General features: G+C 69.4%; 15 protein-coding genes. 11 read left to right on the top strand and 4 right to left on the bottom strand.

Annotated elements, in window-relative coordinates; translation table 11 throughout:
* The first annotated feature begins 37 nt into the window (after positions 1-37).
* The 4 genes from F0U63_RS35165 (at position 38) to F0U63_RS35150 (ending at position 7,266) form a co-directional block, all read left to right on the top strand.
* The gene (locus tag F0U63_RS35165) at positions 38-3,337 is read left to right on the top strand and encodes an SNF2-related protein (RefSeq protein WP_395836903.1); all 3,300 of its coding nucleotides are present in this window, start codon (positions 38-40) and stop codon (positions 3,335-3,337) included.
* Between the two features lie 151 nt (positions 3,338-3,488).
* Positions 3,489-5,228 carry a DNA repair protein RecN gene (gene recN / locus F0U63_RS35160; protein ID WP_395836901.1) on the top strand — a complete coding sequence of 580 codons (1,740 nt, stop codon included), beginning with the start codon at positions 3,489-3,491 and terminating at the stop codon, positions 5,226-5,228.
* Between the two features lie 94 nt (positions 5,229-5,322).
* A complete protein-coding gene (locus F0U63_RS35155) occupies positions 5,323-6,084 on the top strand; it encodes a Stp1/IreP family PP2C-type Ser/Thr phosphatase (RefSeq protein ID WP_198316972.1) in 762 nt (253 codons plus the stop codon).
* Between the two features lie 288 nt (positions 6,085-6,372).
* Entirely contained in the window at positions 6,373-7,266 is an 894-nt protein-coding gene (locus tag F0U63_RS35150; protein WP_395848474.1) for a M23 family metallopeptidase, read from the top strand.
* 93 nt (positions 7,267-7,359) lie between these two features.
* Here the strand turns inward: F0U63_RS35150 and F0U63_RS35145 are convergent, their stop codons facing one another.
* Both F0U63_RS35145 and rlmM read right to left on the bottom strand, forming a co-directional pair.
* Complete coding sequence (locus F0U63_RS35145; protein ID WP_395836899.1) at positions 7,360-8,049, bottom strand: diguanylate cyclase domain-containing protein; 690 nt, start codon at positions 8,047-8,049, stop codon at positions 7,360-7,362.
* Positions 8,050-8,082: 33 nt separating this feature from the next.
* Complete coding sequence (gene rlmM / locus F0U63_RS35140) at positions 8,083-9,243, bottom strand: 23S rRNA (cytidine(2498)-2'-O)-methyltransferase RlmM (protein ID WP_395836897.1); 1,161 nt, start codon at positions 9,241-9,243, stop codon at positions 8,083-8,085.
* 173 nt (positions 9,244-9,416) lie between these two features.
* On the opposite strand from rlmM, the gene secA reads away from it, so the two are divergent.
* From secA to F0U63_RS35110, 6 genes are all read left to right on the top strand, one after another.
* Entirely contained in the window at positions 9,417-12,251 is a 2,835-nt protein-coding gene (gene secA, locus F0U63_RS35135) for a preprotein translocase subunit SecA (RefSeq protein ID WP_395836895.1), read from the top strand.
* A gap of 250 nt (positions 12,252-12,501) precedes the next feature.
* Positions 12,502-13,476 carry a 30S ribosomal protein S2 gene (gene rpsB / locus F0U63_RS35130; RefSeq protein ID WP_395836893.1) on the top strand — a complete coding sequence of 325 codons (975 nt, stop codon included), beginning with the start codon at positions 12,502-12,504 and terminating at the stop codon, positions 13,474-13,476.
* A 152-nt stretch (positions 13,477-13,628) separates the two neighbouring features.
* Positions 13,629-14,282: a translation elongation factor Ts gene (gene tsf, locus F0U63_RS35125; protein WP_395836891.1), complete on the top strand. Its 654-nt coding sequence runs from the start codon at positions 13,629-13,631 to the stop codon at positions 14,280-14,282.
* A 167-nt stretch (positions 14,283-14,449) separates the two neighbouring features.
* Entirely contained in the window at positions 14,450-15,202 is a 753-nt protein-coding gene (gene pyrH, locus F0U63_RS35120) for a UMP kinase (RefSeq protein ID WP_395836889.1), read from the top strand.
* A 34-nt stretch (positions 15,203-15,236) separates the two neighbouring features.
* Positions 15,237-15,791 (top strand): ribosome recycling factor, encoded by a 555-nt coding sequence (frr, locus tag F0U63_RS35115; protein WP_002621582.1) that lies wholly within the window; start codon positions 15,237-15,239, stop codon positions 15,789-15,791.
* A gap of 1 nt (position 15,792) precedes the next feature.
* On the top strand, positions 15,793-16,788 hold the full coding sequence (locus F0U63_RS35110) for a diguanylate cyclase domain-containing protein (RefSeq protein WP_395836887.1): 996 nt from the start codon (positions 15,793-15,795) through the stop codon (positions 16,786-16,788).
* A gap of 53 nt (positions 16,789-16,841) precedes the next feature.
* On the opposite strand, the gene cyaY is transcribed toward F0U63_RS35110, so the two are convergent.
* Together cyaY and F0U63_RS35100 are read right to left on the bottom strand one after the other, a co-directional pair.
* The gene (gene cyaY / locus F0U63_RS35105) at positions 16,842-17,174 is read right to left on the bottom strand and encodes an iron donor protein CyaY (RefSeq protein WP_395836885.1); all 333 of its coding nucleotides are present in this window, start codon (positions 17,172-17,174) and stop codon (positions 16,842-16,844) included.
* 5 nt (positions 17,175-17,179) lie between these two features.
* Positions 17,180-17,689 (bottom strand): SixA phosphatase family protein, encoded by a 510-nt coding sequence (locus F0U63_RS35100; RefSeq protein WP_395836883.1) that lies wholly within the window; start codon positions 17,687-17,689, stop codon positions 17,180-17,182.
* A 224-nt stretch (positions 17,690-17,913) separates the two neighbouring features.
* Between F0U63_RS35100 and F0U63_RS35095 the strand changes: the two genes are divergently transcribed.
* Positions 17,914-18,603 carry a hypothetical protein gene (locus F0U63_RS35095; protein ID WP_395836881.1) on the top strand — a complete coding sequence of 230 codons (690 nt, stop codon included), beginning with the start codon at positions 17,914-17,916 and terminating at the stop codon, positions 18,601-18,603.

The raw sequence follows: 18,603 nt of genomic DNA, 5'->3' as shown, positions 1-18,603 counted from the left end.
ATTCCCCTCGCCCCGGGGGGAAGGGACTTGCCAGAACGTGCCTTCCATCGCCGACACACGAGAAGCACCGCCCGCTCTTGATGGCCAGTGGCTCCGGACCCTCAAGGCGGAGGTTCCGCCCCTCACCTTCAAGAAGGGCCGCGAGGTCGCGGAATCCCGCCGCGTCTTCGGACTCAACCGGGATGGTGGACGCATCCGGGCCCAGGTGGCGAGTTCCGCCTCGCCCGAGGTGCGCTACGAGGTCACCCTCGACGTGGGCGATGGCAAGCCCATCTCCAAGTGCACCTGCGAGGCCTGGAACGTCCAGGGGCCCCACTGCGAGCACGTGGTGGCCGCCGCCCTCATCTTCGCCGCCCGGCTGCGCGCCTCGATGATCGCCGCCGCCGCCACCGCGCCGGCCAACGCCGCGGCCCCGGCGGCCGCTGCCGCCGCGCCGGCCCCGGCCGCCGAGCCCTCCCCGGACGAGGACGAGGCCCCGGCTGACTCGGAGGAGCCCGTGCCCATGGAGGAGGGGCAGCCCGGGGACGCGGTGAGCCTCCCCGCGCTCGCGAAGGTGGAGAGCTGGCTGGGCCTGTCCTCCCAGCCAGACTACGAGTTCCTCTACCGACTCACGCCCACCAACGCGGGCCCCGGCGGGCGTCACTGGCTCATCGACGTGCGCCGCCAGGACGCGCAGATGAAGGGGCCGGTGCACATCAAGCGCATGCTCCAGGCCGGCATGCGCATCGCGCCTCCCGACGAGCGCGTCTTCATCCTGCTGGCCAAGCACGAGCAGCGCTACGACTCGCGCATCGTGCTGTCCGACGAGGACCTGTGCGAGCTGTTCGAGTTCCTGCGCCAGCGCCGCGTCATCTACCGCGGCACCGCGCTCATCTTCTCCAACGAGCCGGTCCGGCCGCAGATCCACCTCGAGTCGCGCCAGGACGGCGCCACCGCGCGCATCGAGCTGCTCATGCCGGATGGCACGAGCCTGTCGCTCAAGGACGCCATCCTGCTGGCGGGCATGCGCACCTACATCATCTCCGGGCAGAACCTGCTGCCGGTGGAGCCGGACCTGCCGCCGCGGCTGGTGCGCAAGTGGCTCCTGGAGCCCACCATGGCCTTCCCGGTGGGGCAGTTGGATCGGGTGCTCACGTTCTTCGCCGCCCACCTGCCGCGTTTCCAGATGGCGCTCAAGGCGGACGACATCGACGTGGACGAGTCCGTGGAGCCGCGCTTCCTGCTCACCCTGGAGGGCTCCTCCGAGCGCGTGAAGGTGCAGCTCGCCGCGCGCTACGGGCAGACCACCGTGGCGGTGTCCCCCACGGCCTCGCACCTGGGCTACGCGAGCGGCGTGGGCACCGAGGGCCGCAAGCTCTACCGGCGCCGCGAGGAGGAGGAGCGCGCCGCGGGCAAGCGCCTGCAGGACCTGGGGCTGCGCTACGATCCGCACACCCACGCGTACGACGCGAGCGGGGATGGGGCGATCGAGTTCTGGGCGCGGGGCCTCGCGTCGCTGCCGAGCAGCTGGGAGCGCTTCGGCGTGCAGGCGCCCAAGGTGCGGCTGCGTCCGAAGCTGCGGCCGCGCATCCGCGTGGGCATGAGCGGGGTGAGCTGGTTCGAGCTGGACGCCGAGTTCATCACCGATGATCAGGCGGTGGACCTGGGCGCGGTGCGCATGTGGCTCGACTCGGGCCGGCGCTTCGTGCCGCTCAAGGACGGCACCTACGCGGAGGCGGACCTCGCGGAGCTCAAGCGCGCCGCGGACCTCCTGGAGGAGGCGGGGGCGCTGCCGGGGCGCACGCGCACGCGCCTGCCGCTGCATCAGGCCGTCGCGTTGGATCTGCTCGCGGAGCTGGGTGACTACACCGAGGTGGAGACCAAGGCGCGCAAGGCGATGACCGAGCTGCGCGACACCAACGGCGTGCCCAAGGTGGCCCTGCCCGATGGGCTCAACGCCACGCTGCGCCACTACCAGGAGTCGGGCCTGTCCTGGCTGTGGTTCCTCCACCGCCACGGGCTGTCCGGCATCCTCGCGGACGACATGGGTCTCGGGAAGACGATCCAGTCGTTGAGCCTGTTGCGCAAGGTGGCCAACGAGGAGGGCCGCAAGCCATCGCTCGTGGTGGCGCCCACCAGCGTGCTGGCCAACTGGGAGCGCGAGGCCGAGCGCTTCACGCCGGGCCTCAAGGTCGTCGTGTGGCACGGGCAGGATCGCAAGGAGCGCGTGGAGGACCTGAAGGACGCGGACCTCGTGCTCACCTCCTACGCGCTCGTGCGGCGCGACCTGGAGGCGCTCAGCCAGGTGGGCTTCCGCTACATCATTCTGGACGAGGCGCAGAACATCAAGAACGCGGACAGTGCCACCGCCCAGGCCTGCAAGTCGCTGCCGAGCGACACGCGGCTGGCGCTCACGGGCACGCCGCTGGAGAACCGGCTGAGCGAGTTGTGGAGCCTCTTCGACTTCCTCATGCCGGGCTTCCTCGGCAGCGCCGAGGGCTTCAGCGACCGCTTCGAGCAGCCCATCCAGGTGGCCAACGACACCGCGGTGAGAGATCGGCTGCGCCGCCGCATCCAGCCCTTCATCCTGCGCCGGCTCAAGACGGAGGTCGCCAAGGACCTGCCGCCCAAGACGGAGAGCGTGGCGTGGTGCGAGATGGAGCCGGGCCAGGCGGCGCTCTACCGCGAGGTGCTCGAGGAGAGCCGCCGCAAGGTGAGCGAGTCCATCGAGAAGATGGGCTTCAAGCGCAGCCGCGTCTCCATCCTCGCGGCGCTCATGCGGCTGCGTCAGGTGTGCTGCGATCCGCGGCTGCTCAAGATGCCCCCGGGCACGCTCCTGCCCGCGAGCGCCAAGCTCGAGCGCTTCGGCCAGCTCGTGGACGACCTGGTCGCCGAGGGCCACCGCGCGCTCGTCTTCAGCCAGTTCACCGAGATGCTGGAGCTGCTCAAGGGCGAGGCGGATCGTCGCGGCCTGGGCTACCTGTACCTGGATGGCCGCACGAAGGATCGCATGGGCAAGGTGGACGAGTTCAACCGACCCGACGGCCCCCCGCTCTTCTTCATCAGCCTCAAGGCGGGTGGCACCGGCCTCAACCTCACGGCGGCCGACTACGTCATCCATTATGATCCGTGGTGGAACCCCGCCGTGGAGGACCAGGCGACGGACCGTACGCACCGCATCGGCCAGACGCGCGCCGTCATCAGCTACAAGCTGATTACCCGCGGCACGGTGGAGGAGAAGATCCTCAGCCTGCAGAAGCGCAAGAAGGAGCTGGCCGCGGGCGTGCTGGGCGCGGATGGCGACTTCGGCAAGATGTTGACCGAGCAGGATCTGGTCGACCTCTTCCAGCCGGAATAGCGCTCCCTGGGATCCCGGTACATGCGGGGTCCCACACTCCTTCGCGAGCGAGCGGGCGGGCGCCCGTGCTCCAGGCCGGAACGCTTGTGCAGTGTCAGAGGCCACTGCTAGGTTGTTCAGGTACGGGGTGTATCTGGCGAGGGAGTGCACCGTGCTGCTGGGCTTGCGGATTTCGAATGTGGCGGTGATCGAGGAGGTGGAGGTGGCGTTCGGAGCCGGGCTGACCGTGCTCACGGGCGAGACGGGGGCGGGTAAATCCATCCTGGTGGATTCGCTCGGGCTGCTGCTGGGAGGGCGGGCCGACGCGGACGCCATCCGCGCGGGGTGCGAGGAGGCGTCGGTGGAGGGGGTGTTCGAGCGCACGCCCATCCTGGCGACCCGGCTCGAGGAGTTGGGGCTGCCGGACCTGGGCGACGAGGTGTTGGTGCGCCGGGTGGTGGGCCGCAGTGGCCGGGCCAAGGCCTACATCAATGGCTCCATGGTGACGGTGGGCGTGCTGGCGCGCTTCATGCGGGGCGCGGTGGACATCGCTGGCCAGCACGAGCACGTGAGCCTCTTCGACGCGGGGCTGCACCGGGTGTTGCTGGACCGGTACGGGCAGCTCGAGGAGCCGCTCGCCACCTATATGTGTGACTACGAGGCCGTCGCGGACGTGGTGGCCCGCATGGAGGCGCTGGGTGGGGACGAGTCCCGGCTGCGCGAGCGCGCCGAGTTCCTGCGCTTCCAGTTGGATGAGATCTCCAAGCTGGATCCCGAGCCGGGAGAGGACACGCGGCTGGACGCCGAGCGCAAGCGCCTGGCGGGCTCGGAGAAGCTCAAGCGCCAGGGCGCCGAGGCGGAGCTGCTGCTCGGGGGAGAGGAGGCGAGCGCCGTGGAGACGGTGGGCCGCGCGCTGGGGCTGGTGAACGAGGCCGTCAAATGCGACGCCACGCTGGAGCCGGTGGCCCAGTCGCTGGGCACCGCCCTGGCGGAGCTGGAGGAGGCGCAGCGGCGGCTCAACCGCTACGTGGAGGGCCTCGAGTCGGATCCGGCCCGGTTGGGCGAGGTGGAGGATCGGCTGGATGCCATCAAGCGGCTGTGCCGCAAGCACGCCACGTCCCTGGAGGGCCTGTTGCAGAAGCGCGACGCCCTGGAGACGGAGCTGTCCACGCTGGACAACCGGCAGGAGGTGCTCGAGGAGCTCGCGCAGGAGCGCAAGACCGCCGAGGAGCGGGCGCGCCGCAGTGGCGAGGCCCTCTCGCGCGCGCGGGTCGCGTGCGCCGGAACGTTCGGCAGCCAGGTGCGCGAGGGCCTGGGGATGCTGGCGCTGGGCAAGGCCGCCTTCGAGGTCCGGGTGACGCCCGGCAACCAGCTCAAGGCCGAGGGCCTGGACGAGGTGGAGTTCTTCTTCAGCGCCAACCCGGGCGAGCCGGCGCGCTCGCTGGCCAAGGTGGCCTCGGGCGGCGAGGCCTCGCGCCTGCTCCTGGCCCTCAAGCGTGCACTGGCCGACAGTGACGGCTGTGGGTGCTACATCCTGGACGAGGCGGACGCGGGCGTGAGTGGCGCCATTGCGGACGTGGTGGGTCGGATGATCAAGGACGTGAGCGGGCACCGGCAGGTGCTGTGCATCACGCACCTGCCCCAGGTGGCGGCCTACGCGGACGCCCACCTGCTCATCCGCAAGGGGCTCAAGGGCGAGCGCACCGTCTCGGAGGTGGTGTCCCTGGAGGCGGGCGCCGAGCGGACCCAGGAGCTGGCGCGGATGATGTCCGGCGTCGAGGTGACGCGCGAGGCCCTGGGGGCGGCCGAGGCCCTGGTGCGCTCGGCCCACCGGGCCTCGGGCAGCACCCGGGCGCGGCGGGATCCTACCCCCGAGGGGGGGTCCCGGAGCCGGTTGCGCCGCAGCGCGTAGCAGACAGGCTACAACCGCTTCTTGCTTCCTCCATGAGCGCTCACATAGCATCCACGCCGTGTCCAGAACCGCAGGGCAGACCGCGGCTCCCCGCATGAAGGTCGTCTCGGCCGGCCTCACGGATGTGGGGCGTAAGCGCAATCACAATGAGGACAGCTTCCTGATCGACGACGAGCTACAGCTCTATGTCGTCGCGGATGGAATGGGTGGCCATGCCGGGGGCGGTACCGCCTCGCGCATCGCCGTCGAGACCATCGACAAGGAGCTGCGGCGGGCCCGGGAGAGCCGGGACAACCCGTTCGCCACCAGTGCCAACCTGCAGGACTCGCTCCTGCCGGATGCCTTGCGCACGGCGGTGGAGAGGGCCTGTCTGGCCATCTTCACCACCGCGCAGGAGGATCCGCGCCTGTCGGGGATGGGCACCACGGTCATCTCGCTCGTCGTGCGCGACAACCACGCGTTCTTCGCGCACGTGGGTGACAGCCGCGCCTACCTCGTCCGGGGTCCCCTCATCCAGCAGGTCTCCGAGGACCACTCCCTGGTCAACGAGCAGATCAAGGCCGGGATGATCACCCCCGAGGAGGCCAAGCACTCGCGCTACAAGAACATCATCACGCGCTCGGTGGGCTTCGAGGAGGAGGTCCAGGTGGACGTCATGGGCGTGGTGGCCGAGCCGGGTGACGTCTTCCTGCTGTGCTCGGATGGCCTCGCCAACATGGTCGAGGACCGGGAGCTGCACGAGGTGGTGCAGGCCACGCCGGAAATCGCCCAGGTGCCCCAGCGCCTCATCGAGCTGGCCAACGAGCGCGGCGGTGACGACAACATCACCGCCATCGTCGTGCAGATGTGTGTCTGATGGAGTTCTCCTCGCTCAGAGGGGCCTCCTGGAATCCTTCCACTCGGCTGTAAGTAAAAGTCGGAGCGAGGGTGTCTCGGCTTGACACTCCTCGAAACCGGGTGGTAGCTGCCCAAACGACCTCCGTGGCAGTGCGGCACGGGGTGGGCATGTATCGGTGGCGAGGGCGGGGCAGGTGGAACGCGCCAGGGGCGGGTCAGTCGAGGACCGTCTCGCGAGCGCACACCGAAGCGCTTTGGCGCATCGAGGGAGTTTGCATTGTCGAAGGCGAAAAAGTCCTACACGCTGATGGTGATCGCGGACCACAACGCACCGGTCCGGCGTTTCAACATCTCCCGGTCGCTCATGTGGCAGGTGGGCAGTGGGGCGCTGATGCTGGCGGGAGTGGCCCTGGGTGCTTCGCTCCACTACTTCCAGGTGGCCCGGGACGCGGCGGAAAACCGCATCCTCCGGGAGGAGAACCTCACGCTGCGCACCCAGCTCAAGTCGGTGCGCGAGCGCATCGAGCACATCGGCTCCACGCTGGACCGGGTGGAGCGCTTCGATCAGAAGCTGCGTGCCATCACCCTCTTGTCGGATCCCCAGCGCAACCTGGCCATGGGCCCGGTGGAGCGCGAGCCCGGAGTAGGCGCCCCCGTCGCGGAGACCCAGTTCACCGAGCTGACGGGCCTGGAGTCACCCAAGTCGCTGCCGGGCAAGTTGGATCGGCTGAGCGCCGAGGCCACGCGCCAGGAGCAGAGCCTCCAGGAGTTGCAGGCGTACTTCCAGGATCAGAAGTCGCTCCTGGCCTCCACCCCGTCCGTCTGGCCCACGCGCGGCTGGGTGACGAGTGACTTCGGCCAGCGGTTGGATCCGTACACCGCCGAGCGCGTGGGGCATGCGGGCATGGACATCGCGGCGCCGCACGGCAAGCCGGTGGATGCGCCCTCGGATGGCACGGTGGTGTTCGCGGGGCTCGAGGGCGGCTACGGCAACGTCATCGTCATCGACCACGGCTACGGCATCAAGACGCGCTTCGGCCACCTGTCCAAGGTCCTGGTGAAGGCGGGGGATCGGGTGAAGCGCGGCATGCAGATCGCGAACGTGGGCAACACCGGCCGCTCCACCGGGCCGCACCTGCACTACGAAGTGCGCGTCAACGGCATCCCGCAGAACCCGCGCAAGTTCATCCTCGAGGACTAGAGGACTCGGTTGTTCGCCGCGTCGCCCTTTCTGGGGCGCCGCGCCGTGAGCGGGGGGGGGGAGCCCAGGGGCTTCCGCCCCCTTCGCGTTTGCTCAGGCCGGGGCGGCGCCGGGCACGAAGCCGTCGAGCCGCAGCCGGCGCCGCTGGAGCTCCTCGGCCTGTCCCAGGCGCTCGAGGGTGTAGGCGCGCTCCAGCTCTCCCCAGACGAGGGGCCCGAGCACCTGCCAGTGGGTGGGCTGCTCGAGGGTGAGCTCCAGCCGGGCGAGGGTGAAGTCCGGCACCTCGGCGCCCGGGGGCAGCGCGGCGGCCACGTCCGCGGCGAGCCGGGCGCGCACGGCGTCACGGGGCGCCTCCGCGAGCGACAGCCCCGAGGTGGGCACGAGGAGCACGGCGAAGTTGTCCCCGTGCAGGCGCACCACCTTCGCCCCCGGAAAGCGCGCCTGGAGCGAGGCCACCACGGCGCGCAGCATCGCGTCGCCCGCGGGGAAGCCATGGCGGGCGTTGACGTGAATCATCCCCTTCACGTCGACGATGAGCGCGCCCAGCGTCCACCCCTCCTGGTGCGCGTGCGTGGAGAGATCGAACTCCTCGCGCAAGAGCGCGCCCTGGGTGAGGGCGAAGGGGTGGAGGGCGCCCGTCGCATCCGGCACGCCCCGGCGCGCGTGCTCCTCGTCGAGCAGCCGCTGGAGCGCGACCTTCACGGGCTCGGCGGTGCGCTGCACGAGCCGCGGGTAGAGGGCCACCAGCGCGGTGGCCAGGTCCTCGTCGATGGCGTAGGGCATGGGGAGTCTGGCTCTGGGGAAGAGGGGTGGCGCTCACTGGCCCCGGTGCGCGGTGACCGTCACCTCGTCCCGGTCATGGTAGAGCTGGCGCATGGTGAGCCCCTGCCAGCCGCCCTCCTCGGTGAGGATGTGGCGCACGCGCAAGAGCAGGGGATTCTTGTCCTTCATGGGCAGCTTGATGTTGGCCACCAGGTGCGTGGCCCAGTCGCGCCGGCCCCACTTGGCCAGCAGCTGCGCCACCTCGAGGGGGCGCCACGCCATGTCGCAGCACAACCAGTCGACGGGCTCCTCCGGGGTGTAGGCGAAGGCGCTCTCCTGCACGTGCTCCACCCGGGGGTGGTGGGCGAGCTCCGGCATCAACTTCGCCGGATCCACGGCGATCACCCGGGCGCCGCGTGCCACCAGCCGCTGCGTCCAGCCGCCGGGGGCCGCGCCCAGGTCCACGCACACCTCGCCCCGGCCGGGCTCGAAGGGGAGGTTGACCAGGGCCTCCTCCAGCTTCATCGCCGCGCGGGAGGGGGAGTCCGCGCCGCGGCGCATGCGCTGGCGGCCTCCGGGCGAGAGCGACAGGGCCTCGCGCGCGGGCACCTCGCCCATCATCACCGCCCCGGGTGCCACGCACAGCTCCACGAGTGTGGCTCCCGCCTCGCGCGCCCGCCACGTCTCCTCCAGGAGCCGATCCGCGGGCAGGCGGGCGCGGACGGCCTCCAGCAGGGCATCCGCCTCGTCGGCGAGCCGGTTGCCGGCGGGGCTGTCCGGGGTGAAGGACTGGAGGACGAGCATGCCCTTGGGCAGGGCGTCGAGGATGCGTTCGGCCAGGGCCCCGGCCGTCTGGTCGAGGCTCTGCCCGGAGGGGAGGGAGGTGAGCACGCGGATGCCGGTCCGCGCGAACACGGGCGGCTCGGCCGGGCGCGTCTCGCTCTCCACCAGGACCTCGCCCAGCATCCGGGGGGAGGCGCCCACCCAGGCGAGCTCCTCGAAGAGGTGGGATTCGAACCCCGCCCGGCAGGTCCACAACCACCGGCCCGGCTGGGCGGGGAGGGTGGTGGGAGGGGGGACGGGGGCCTTGACCCGGGGCGGCGAGGCGCCGGGGGGCGGCCGGGCGGCCGCGTTCCGGGCGGGAGGGGTGCCCTTCGAGGGCCGGGGGGCGGGGCGTCTGACGGGACGGCGGGGGTCTTTTCGACGAGAAGGCATTGCGTGGCCTCGGTTCCGCTTTACTGTGTCCCGCCGCTCGCGCGGCGGCCAATCTGATGGGATGACGGAGGAGAAACGCATGGTTTCCATCCAGCATCCCACCTATCTTTCAGGGATTTCCCTTCACTCGCCGTGTCCCATCGTGGACTCTCCGGCGGGAGAGTCACCATCGCATGATTGAATGGACGCTGAAGAAGATCATCGGGACCAAGAATGAGCGTGAGCTCAGGAAGACGGAGCCCAAGGTCCAACGCATCAACGCGTTGGAGAGCAAGATGCGGGACCTCAAGGACGAGGACTTTCCCGCGGCCACCGCGCGCATGAAACAGGAGGTGCAGAACGGCCGTCCACTGGACGACCTGCTCTGCGAGTCCTTCGCGCTGGTGCGCGAGGCCGCCCGCCGGGTGATTGGCCAGCGGCACTACGACGTGCAGCTCATCGGCGGCATGTTCCTGCACCAGGGCTGCATCGCGGAGATGCGCACGGGCGAGGGCAAGACGCTCACCGCCACCCTGCCCAGCTACCTCAACGCGCTGTCCAACCGCGGCGTGCACATCGTCACGGTGAACGACTATCTGGCCCGGCGTGACGCCGAGCAGATGGGCCGTATCCACCGCTTCCTGGGCATGACGACGGGCTGCATCCTGCACGAGCTCAACGACCGGCAGCGCCAGGAGGCGTACCGGGCGGACATCACCTACGGGCAGAACAACGAGTTCGGCTTCGACTACCTGCGCGACAACATGAAGTTCCGCCTGCAGGACTACGTCCAGCGCGAACTCAACTACGCGATCGTCGACGAGGTGGACTCCATCCTCATCGACGAGGCGCGCACCCCGCTCATCATCTCCGGCCCCACCGACGACACCACCGACAAGTACTACAAGGTCGACAAGGTGATTCCGGGGCTCGTGCCGGACCAGGACTACATCCTGGACGAGAAGCACAAGTCGGTGTCGCTCACGGACGCGGGCATCGAGAAGGTGCAGAAGCGCCTGAGCATCGCCAACCTCTACGATCCGGGCGAGATCGAGACGCTGCACCACGTGGACCAGGCGCTGCGCGCGCACACGCTCTACAAGCGCGACCGCGACTACGTGGTGCGTGACGGCGAGGTGATGATCGTCGACGAGTTCACCGGCCGCCTGATGAAGGGGCGCCGCTGGTCGGATGGCCTGCACCAGGCCGTCGAGGCCAAGGAAGGCGTGAACATCGAGAACGAGAACCAGACGCTGGCGACCATCTCGTTCCAGAACTACTTCCGCATGTACTCCAAGCTCTCGGGCATGACCGGCACCGCCGACACCGAGGCCGAGGAGTTCGCGAAGATCTACAACCTCGAGGTCCGCGTGGTGCCGACCAACCGGCCCATGGTGCGTCAGGACCTGGAGGACGTGGTCTACAAGACGGAGCGCGAGAAGTTCGAGGCGGTGTGCAAGGACATCGAGGAGCTGCACAAGAAGGGGCAGCCGGTGCTCGTGGGCACGGTGTCCATCGCCAAGAGCGAGGTGGTGGCCAGCTTCCTGAGCAAGCGCGGCATCCCCCACAACGTGCTCAACGCCAAGCAGCACGAGCGCGAGGCGGACATCATCGCGCAGGCGGGCCGCAAGGGCGCCATCACCATCTCCACCAACATGGCCGGCCGCGGCACGGACATCCTCCTGGGCGGCAACCCCGAGACGATGGCCAAGCACGAGGTGGGCGCCGAGCCCCAGCCTCCGCCGCCCAACCCCGACGGCTCGCCGGTGGACCTCACCGGCTACCAGCAGGCGCTCGCCGAGCACAAGCAGCGCTTCGACGAGGCGCTGGCGAAGTTCAAGGCGCAGACGTCCCGCGAGCGCGAGGAGGTCATGGCGGCTGGCGGTCTGTGCATCATCGGCACCGAGCGCCACGAGTCGCGCCGCATCGACAACCAGCTGCGCGGCCGCGCGGGCCGCCAGGGTGACCCGGGCACGAGCCGCTTCTACCTGTCGCTCGAGGACGACCTGATGCGCATCTTCGGCTCCGAGCGCATCTCGGGGCTGATGGAGCGCCTGGGCATGGAGGAGGGCGAGGTCATCGAGCACGTGTGGCTCAGCCGCGCCATCGAGAACGCCCAGCGGCGGGTGGAAGGCCACAACTTCGACATCCGCAAGAACCTGCTCGAGTACGACGACGTGATGAACCAGCAGCGGCGCACCATCTACAAGCTGCGCCGCAAGGTGCTGGCCGCCGGCGCCGGCATCCCGCTCGTGGAGTACGACGAGGACAAGAAGACGCGCGTCAAGCTGCGCACCGAGCAGACCGTGTCCTGGGCGGACTACAAGGAGATGATCCTCGACGCCGTCGAGGACGTCATCGTGTCGCTCACCGACACCTACTGCCCGTCCAAGAACCCGGCGTCGTGGGACCTGGAGGCGCTCGCGCGCGGCGTGAAGGACACGCTCAACCTGGAGATGTCCTTTGGCACCGCGGGCTCGCGCGAGGACATCCAGAACGACATCTACACGATGGCGGAGAAGGTCATCCGGGAGCGCGAGGAGGAGTTCGGCGAGGAGTTCCTGCGCTTCCTCCAGGTGCGCTACCTCGTCTCCATCGACACGCTCTGGAAGGATCACCTCCTGGCCATGGACCACCTGCGCCAGGGCATCGGCCTGCGCGGCTACGGCCAGAAGGACCCCAAGCAGGAGTACAAGAAGGAGGGCTACTCGGGCTTCATGCAGATGCTCGGCGCCATCAGCGCGCAGTTCGTCAGCCAGATGATGCGGGTGCAGGCGCGCGCCGCCACCGCCGCCGCCGAGGAGACCGCCCGGCTCGCCCGGCAGATGGCCCAGCGCCAGCGCCAGATGCACGAGGGCCGCGCGGACGCCGACGGCAAGCTCGCCGAGCCGGCCGCTCCCCGTCCCGCCGCGACGCGTCAAACCGCCGCCCCGGGCGGAGGCCCCAAGGTGGGGCGCAATGATCCGTGCCCCTGCGGCAGTGGCAAGAAGTACAAGAAGTGCCACGGCGCCAACGAGGCCAGCGTCTAGCGCTTGACGCCGCCCGGCCCCTCGCCCTCCGGGGGAGCCGGGTTCCCCACTTCCGCCCCTCCCGCCGTGCGCGTGAAGCTTGCATGGCCGGGAGGGGTTTTGTTAGAGAAGCCGCGCCCGACGCAGGCCCAGGCCCGTGGCGGGTTTTTCACCGCAGTCAACCCACTTCACACACGCGCGTCCCGGCCCTCGGTGCTCCCGTTGAGGAGGCAACGGCCGGACTTTCCCCGCGCGTGGAGGACGAACCGAGATGGAAACGCAAGACACGACGCAGCAGCAGGCCATGGCCGCCGCCAGCGGCATCACGATGCGGCAGCTCCTGGAGGCCGGTGTTCACTTCGGCCACCAGACGAAGCGCTGGAACCCCAAGATGAAGCCCTTCATCTTCGGCGCCCGCAACGGCATCTACATCATCGACCTGCAGAAGACGGTCAACATGGCCCGCGCGGCCTTCCGCTTCGTGGCGGACATCACCGCGCGCGGTGGCTCGGTGCTCTTCGTGGGCACCAAGAAGCAGGCCCAGGACGTCATCCAGGAGGAGGCGCGCCGCTCGGGCCAGTTCTTCGTCACCAGCCGCTGGCTGGGTGGCACGCTGACCAACTTCAAGACCATCAAGCAGGGCATCGATCGGCTCAAGACGCTGGAGAAGATGGCCGAGGACGGCACCTTCGAGCGCCTGCCCAAGAAGGAAGTGGCGGCCCTGGAGCGCGAGCGCGAGAAGCTCGAGAAGAACCTGGGCGGCGTGAAGGAGATGACCAAGCTGCCCAAGTGCATCTTCGTCATTGATCCGAAGAAGGAGCACATCGCCGTGCACGAGGCCAACCGCCTCGGCATCCCCGTCATCGGCGTGGTGGACACCAACTGCGACCCGGACGGCATCGACTTCGTCATCCCGGGCAACGACGACGCCATCCGCTCCATCAAGCTCTTCACCTCCAAGGTGGCCGAGTCCTGCATCGAGGGTGGCGCCCGCTACCGCGCCAGCGGCGCGGCGGAGCGTGACGAGGAGGAGGCCCGTGACGACCGCCGTGACCGCGACGACCGCGGTGGCGATCGCCGGGGCCCCCGCCGCAACGACCGGGGCGGTGAGCGCCGCGGTGGTGAGCGGGGCGACCGCGGCGGTGACCGCCGTGGGCCTCTCGTGGAGATGAAGGGTGGCGCTTCCGCCGCCGCCTCGTCGGGCGAGTCCGCCTCCGGCGAGGGTGGCGAGACCGCCGCCGAGTAATGCCGTCCGCGCCCCCGCACCGGGGCGCGTGGAGTCCAGCCGGACGGCGCCTGTTCGCCGCCCGGCTTTTCTGTTTTCAACCGCAGCACCCCTGACAACCTCAATCGCCCCTCCCGCCCCCCAGGCGTCCGGAGAGGCCCCTGGAGACGCACATGGCCGACGTCAGCGCCACGATGGTGAAGGAACTCCGCGAGAAGACCGGCGCGGGCTTGATGGATTGCAAGAAGGCGCTCGCCGAGACCGCGGGTGACTTCGTGAAGGCCGAGGAGTGGCTGCGCAAGAAGGGCATCGCCAAGGCCGGCAGCAAGGAGGGCCGCGTGGCGGCCGAGGGCCTCATCGGCTCCTACATCCACGGTGGCCGCATCGGCGTGCTCGTGGAGGTCAACTGCGAGACGGACTTCGTCGCCCGCAACCCCGACTTCCAGGATCTGGTGAAGGAAGTGGCCATGCACATCGCCGCGGCCAACCCCCAGTTCGTGCGCCGCGAGGAGGTCGCCACCGACAAGCTGGAGAAGGAGAAGGAGATCCAGCGCGAGCTGCTCAAGCAGCAGGGCAAGCCCGAGGCCATGTGGGACAAGATCCTCGTGGGCAAGGTGGAGAAGTACTACGAGCAGGTGTGCCTCGTGGACCAGCTCTGGGTGAAGGACGACAAGAAGAAGGTCGGCGAGATGATCACCGAGCGCGCCGCGAAGATTGGCGAGAAGATCGCCGTGCGCCGCTTCGTGCGCTTCGAGGTGGGTGCCGGCATCGAGAAGAAGAAGGACGACCTGGCGGCCGAAGTGGCCAAGACGCTCGGCCAAGCCTGAGCCCCTCGCCTCCGCGAGGAGGCGGACGAGGGCCGTGTCTCCCGGGTCGTTCCCGGGCGGCGCGGCCCTCTTCATTTGTGCGCCCGCCCCGCCCAATGGCTTTCTGGCGGACGCCCGGGGCACTCCGGCGTTGATGCGGCCGGGACGAGGGGATAGAAGCGGGGCCAATGTCCGCTCCAGCCTCGTCGCCTCGTTACAAGCGCATCCTGCTCAAGCTGTCTGGCGAAGCCCTGATGGGTGAAGGGAAGTACGGTATCCACCCGCCCACGCTCACGCGCATCGCCTCGGAGTTGAAGGAGGTGGTGCAGGCCGGCGTGGAGATGGCCGTGGTCATCGGCGGAGGCAACATCTTCCGCGGCGTGGCCGGCTCCACCGAGGGCATGGACCGCGCGAGCGCCGACTACATGGGCATGCTCGCCACCTGCATCAACTCCATGGCGCTGCAGGACGCGCTGGAGAAGCAGGGCTGCCACACGCGCGTGCTCTCGGCCATCAAGATGGAGCAGATCGCCGAGCCCTACATCCGCCGGCGCGCCGTGCGCCACCTGGAGAAGGGCCGCATCGTCATCTTCGCCGCCGGTACCGGCAACCCCTACTTCACCACCGACACCGCCGCGTCCCTGCGCGCCATGGAGATCAACGCCGAGGTCATCCTCAAGGCCACCAAGGTGGACGGCGTCTACAACGCCGACCCCAAGAAGGATCCCGCGGCGCGCCGCTACCGGACGCTCACGTACATGGACGTCCTCCAGCAGAACCTGAACGTGATGGACTCCACCGCCATCTCGCTCTGCATGGACAACAAGCTGCCCATCATCGTGTTCGACCTGACCCAGCGCGGCAACATCGCCAAGGCGACCCTGGGGCAGCTCGGGGAGATTGGCACGCTGGTGGGAGTGGGCGAGACCGCCTGGGCCTGAGGCAGTACGGACGCTTCGCTAAGGAGACCTGCACATGGCAGACGTCGTGACCGACCTGAAGAGCCGTATCGACAAGACGCTCGATGATCTCAAGAAGGAGCTCACCAAGGTGCGCACCGGCCGCGCCAGCCCCAACCTGCTGGACGGCATCCGGGTGGACTACTACGGCACCCCCACGCCCCTGTCCGGCGTGGCCAACATCACCTCGCCCGAGCCCCGGCTCATCATCATCAAGCCCTGGGAGAAGAGCGTCCTCAAGGACATTGAAAAGGCCATCCGCGAGGCCAACCTCGGCATCAACCCGATGAACGACGGCGAGGTCATCCGCCTGCCCTTCCCCCCGCTCACCGAGGAGCGGCGCAAGGAGATCGCCAAGCAGGTGAAGACCAAGGGCGAGGATCACAAGGTCGCCATCCGCAACATCCGCCGCGACGCCAACGAGGCGCTCAAGGCGCAGCTCAAGGACAAGAAGATCACCGAGGACGACTCCAAGCGCCTGACGGACAAGGTGCAGAAGGAGACGGACGACGGCGTGAAGAAGGTCGACGAGATCATCTCCAAGAAGGAGAAGGAAGTGATGGAGGTCTGAGATGGCGCTTGTCCTCGTCGCGGAGCCCTCGGTCGCGGTGGCCGGGGCGCTGCGCCGCTTCCTGGAGGGCGCCGGCCACGAGGTCTTGGTGGCCAGCGCGGTCCAGGAGGCCCTGGAGCGGGTGCGCGAGCTGGCGCCCGTCCTCGTGCTGTCGTCCGTCACGGAGAGCTTCGACGGCGAGGGCCTCTGCCGGCAGGTGAAGGAGGAGCTGCCGGGCACGCCGGTGCTGCTGCTCTACCTGCCGGAGGAGGAGAGCCCCGAGACGCGCTCGGCCTCCGCCGGAGCCGAGGCGTGCCTGGTGGGGCCCCTCAAGCGCGCCACCGTGGTGTCGTGTGTGAGCTTGATGATCCAGCTCGCCAAGGCGCGCGAGGCGGTGTCGGTGGTGCGCACCGAGATGCAGCTGTTGCAGCACCAGGGCAGTCGCCGCGAGGCGACGGCGCCGCTGTCGGACCTGGAGTTCTTCAAGCGGCTGCTCTTCATGGAAGTCAAACGCAGCCGCCGCTACCGCTACCCCATCGCCTACCTGCTCCTGGAGCCGGATCGCTACGCGGAGAAGCTCGCGTCGCTGCCGCCCCCGGTGCGCACGTCCGCGCTGGCGGAGATGCTCCGGCGCATCAGCGACGGCCTGCGGGACATCGACGTGGCGGTGCCCTTCGCCGAGGGGCGCTTCATCATCTTCCTGCCCTATACGCCCTATGAAGGGGCCCTGGTGGTGGCGGAGCGGTTGCTCCAGCGCGTCAAGCAGGTGGAGTCCGTCCCGGGTCTCACGGCGTCACTGGGGCTCGCGGTGTTCGAGCCGTCGGCGGCCAAGGGCCAGGCCCAGGTGAGCTTCGGCAGCCTGATGAAGGAGGCGGGCGAGGCCCTGCGCCGCGCGCAGGCGAGCGGCGGAGATCGCGTCGAGGGGCGTCCGGTGGCCTCGGAGCCCGCCGCGCCAGCGGCCTCGGAACCCACCGAGACCGTGGCCCTGGATGCGGCCTCGGAGACGCCTCCGGAGTAGGGTGCCCCTCTCTCTCTCCCACGGGTGGGGGAGGGGGCCCTCGGTGCTCCCCGTCAGGCGCGGTAGGTGAGCGGCTCGCCGGAGATGTCCTGGACGACGTCGGCCACGAAGCGGAACAGCTCGAGCCCCTTGCCCTTGTCGTCCAGCCAGAGGCCCCGGGTGGGCTCGTAGGTGAAGTGGATGCCCTGCCCGCGGCCGGCGACCCAGATCTGCCGCACCGCGCGCTGGGTGTTGACGATGCACTTCTCGCGCGAGGCACTGGTGAGCGTCACCATGTCGCCCGTGCTCTCGGCCTCCAGCACGTCGGGATCAATCCCGTCCGCGGCGGCGAGGATGCGCTTGAACGCCCCCGCCACGAGCTGGTTGTAGGTGGCTTCGTCCAGCATCGGCGCTACTGGAGGACGTCGATGAGCTGCTGGCCCGGCGAGGCGAAGAAGAGCAGCTTCGCGGGAGCGGGAGCGGCGCCGGGCTCGGTGACGTCCGGGCGCTCGATGGCGATGACGGTGCCGGGGCTCACCTGCTTGGGGAAGGACTGCATCCCGAGCAGGTGGGTGGCCAGGGCGCCCATGGAGGGCTGATGGCCCACGAGGATGATGTTCTCGCCCGCGTGCTCGTCGATGACGGGCGTCACGGCTCCCACCGGCATGTCCGGCAGGAGGCAGCGGTGCACCCTCAGCGGCCCCTCGTGCTTGAGGGAGGTGGAGAGCATTTGCGCCGTCTGTACCGTGCGCACCAGTGGGCTCGTGAGCACGAGCGAGACTGTACCGATGCGCTCCGCCAGCGACGCGAAATGCGCGGCCGTGTTGGCTCGGGCCTTGGCAGTGAGCGCGCGAGCCTCGTCGCCGAGTCCCTCGGGGGCCTCCGCGTCCGCCTCTCCGTGCCTTACCAGGAAGATCCTCAAGGTGCCTCCACCGCTACCTGAACGAACCGCGGTTCGTACACGACCGCGAATGGGTTGGTCAAAGGTAATGCGGCGATTGTTGGATGTTGGGGCCTTGCCCGCTGGCCAGCAGGCAGCCAGCGCACCTCCGGCCGGTCCGACTCCAGCCCCGCGGCGGCCGGGGGAGCCCCTATACTGCGCCCTTTTCCCCGATGGGGTAGGTACGCCCCCCAGGAGGCCCCTGGATGCGCAAGGTGTTGTGGGTGGTGTTCGCCGCTGGGCTGTTGTCCGGATGCAAGAAGGAGGAGCCCGCCGCCACGGCCGGGCCGAGGCAGCAGGCGGAGGCCGGCCCGGAGCAGGCGCCGGGCTCGGGCGCCGACCCCTTCGATGACAGCAAGCCCTATGTCCTGACCCGGGAGAAGCTGGACGCCTATGTGAGCTACCAGCGCACGGTGCAGTCGGCCTACGCCGCCGTGGCCCGGGAACTCCAGGCCGCCCGCGCCCGCTTCCAGGAGGCTCCCGGCACCCCCGCCCGGGGCCAGGGCCGCCTGTCCGAGTCCATGAAGGCCATCGAGAGCAAGGCGGAGCTCGAGGACAAGGCGCGCCGCGACGTGGGCTTGAGCGAGCAGGACGTCAACCGCATCGGCTCGCTGGTGATGGACGTCATCACCCAGCGGCACATGGCGGCCATGTTGGATCTGTCCGGCGAGCTCCAGAAGCTCGAGCAGATGCAGGCCCGGCTCAAGCCCGAGCAGGCCGCGGAGCTGGCGCCGCAGATCGACGCCATGCGCCTGCGCCTGCAGGAGACGGAGAAGCTCGCCTCGGTGCGCAAGGTCCACGGCGACGCCAACGTGGACCTGGTGCTCACCCGGGAGCAGGACCTGATGAACAACTACCAGGACATGCTCCGCTCGTTCGGGGGCAGGGCCCAGTAG

The organism is Cystobacter fuscus (genome assembly GCF_044360685.1).
In the GTDB taxonomy this organism is placed as follows: domain Bacteria; phylum Myxococcota; class Myxococcia; order Myxococcales; family Myxococcaceae; genus Cystobacter; species Cystobacter fuscus_C.
This window is presented reverse-complemented; position numbering and strand designations above follow the sequence as displayed.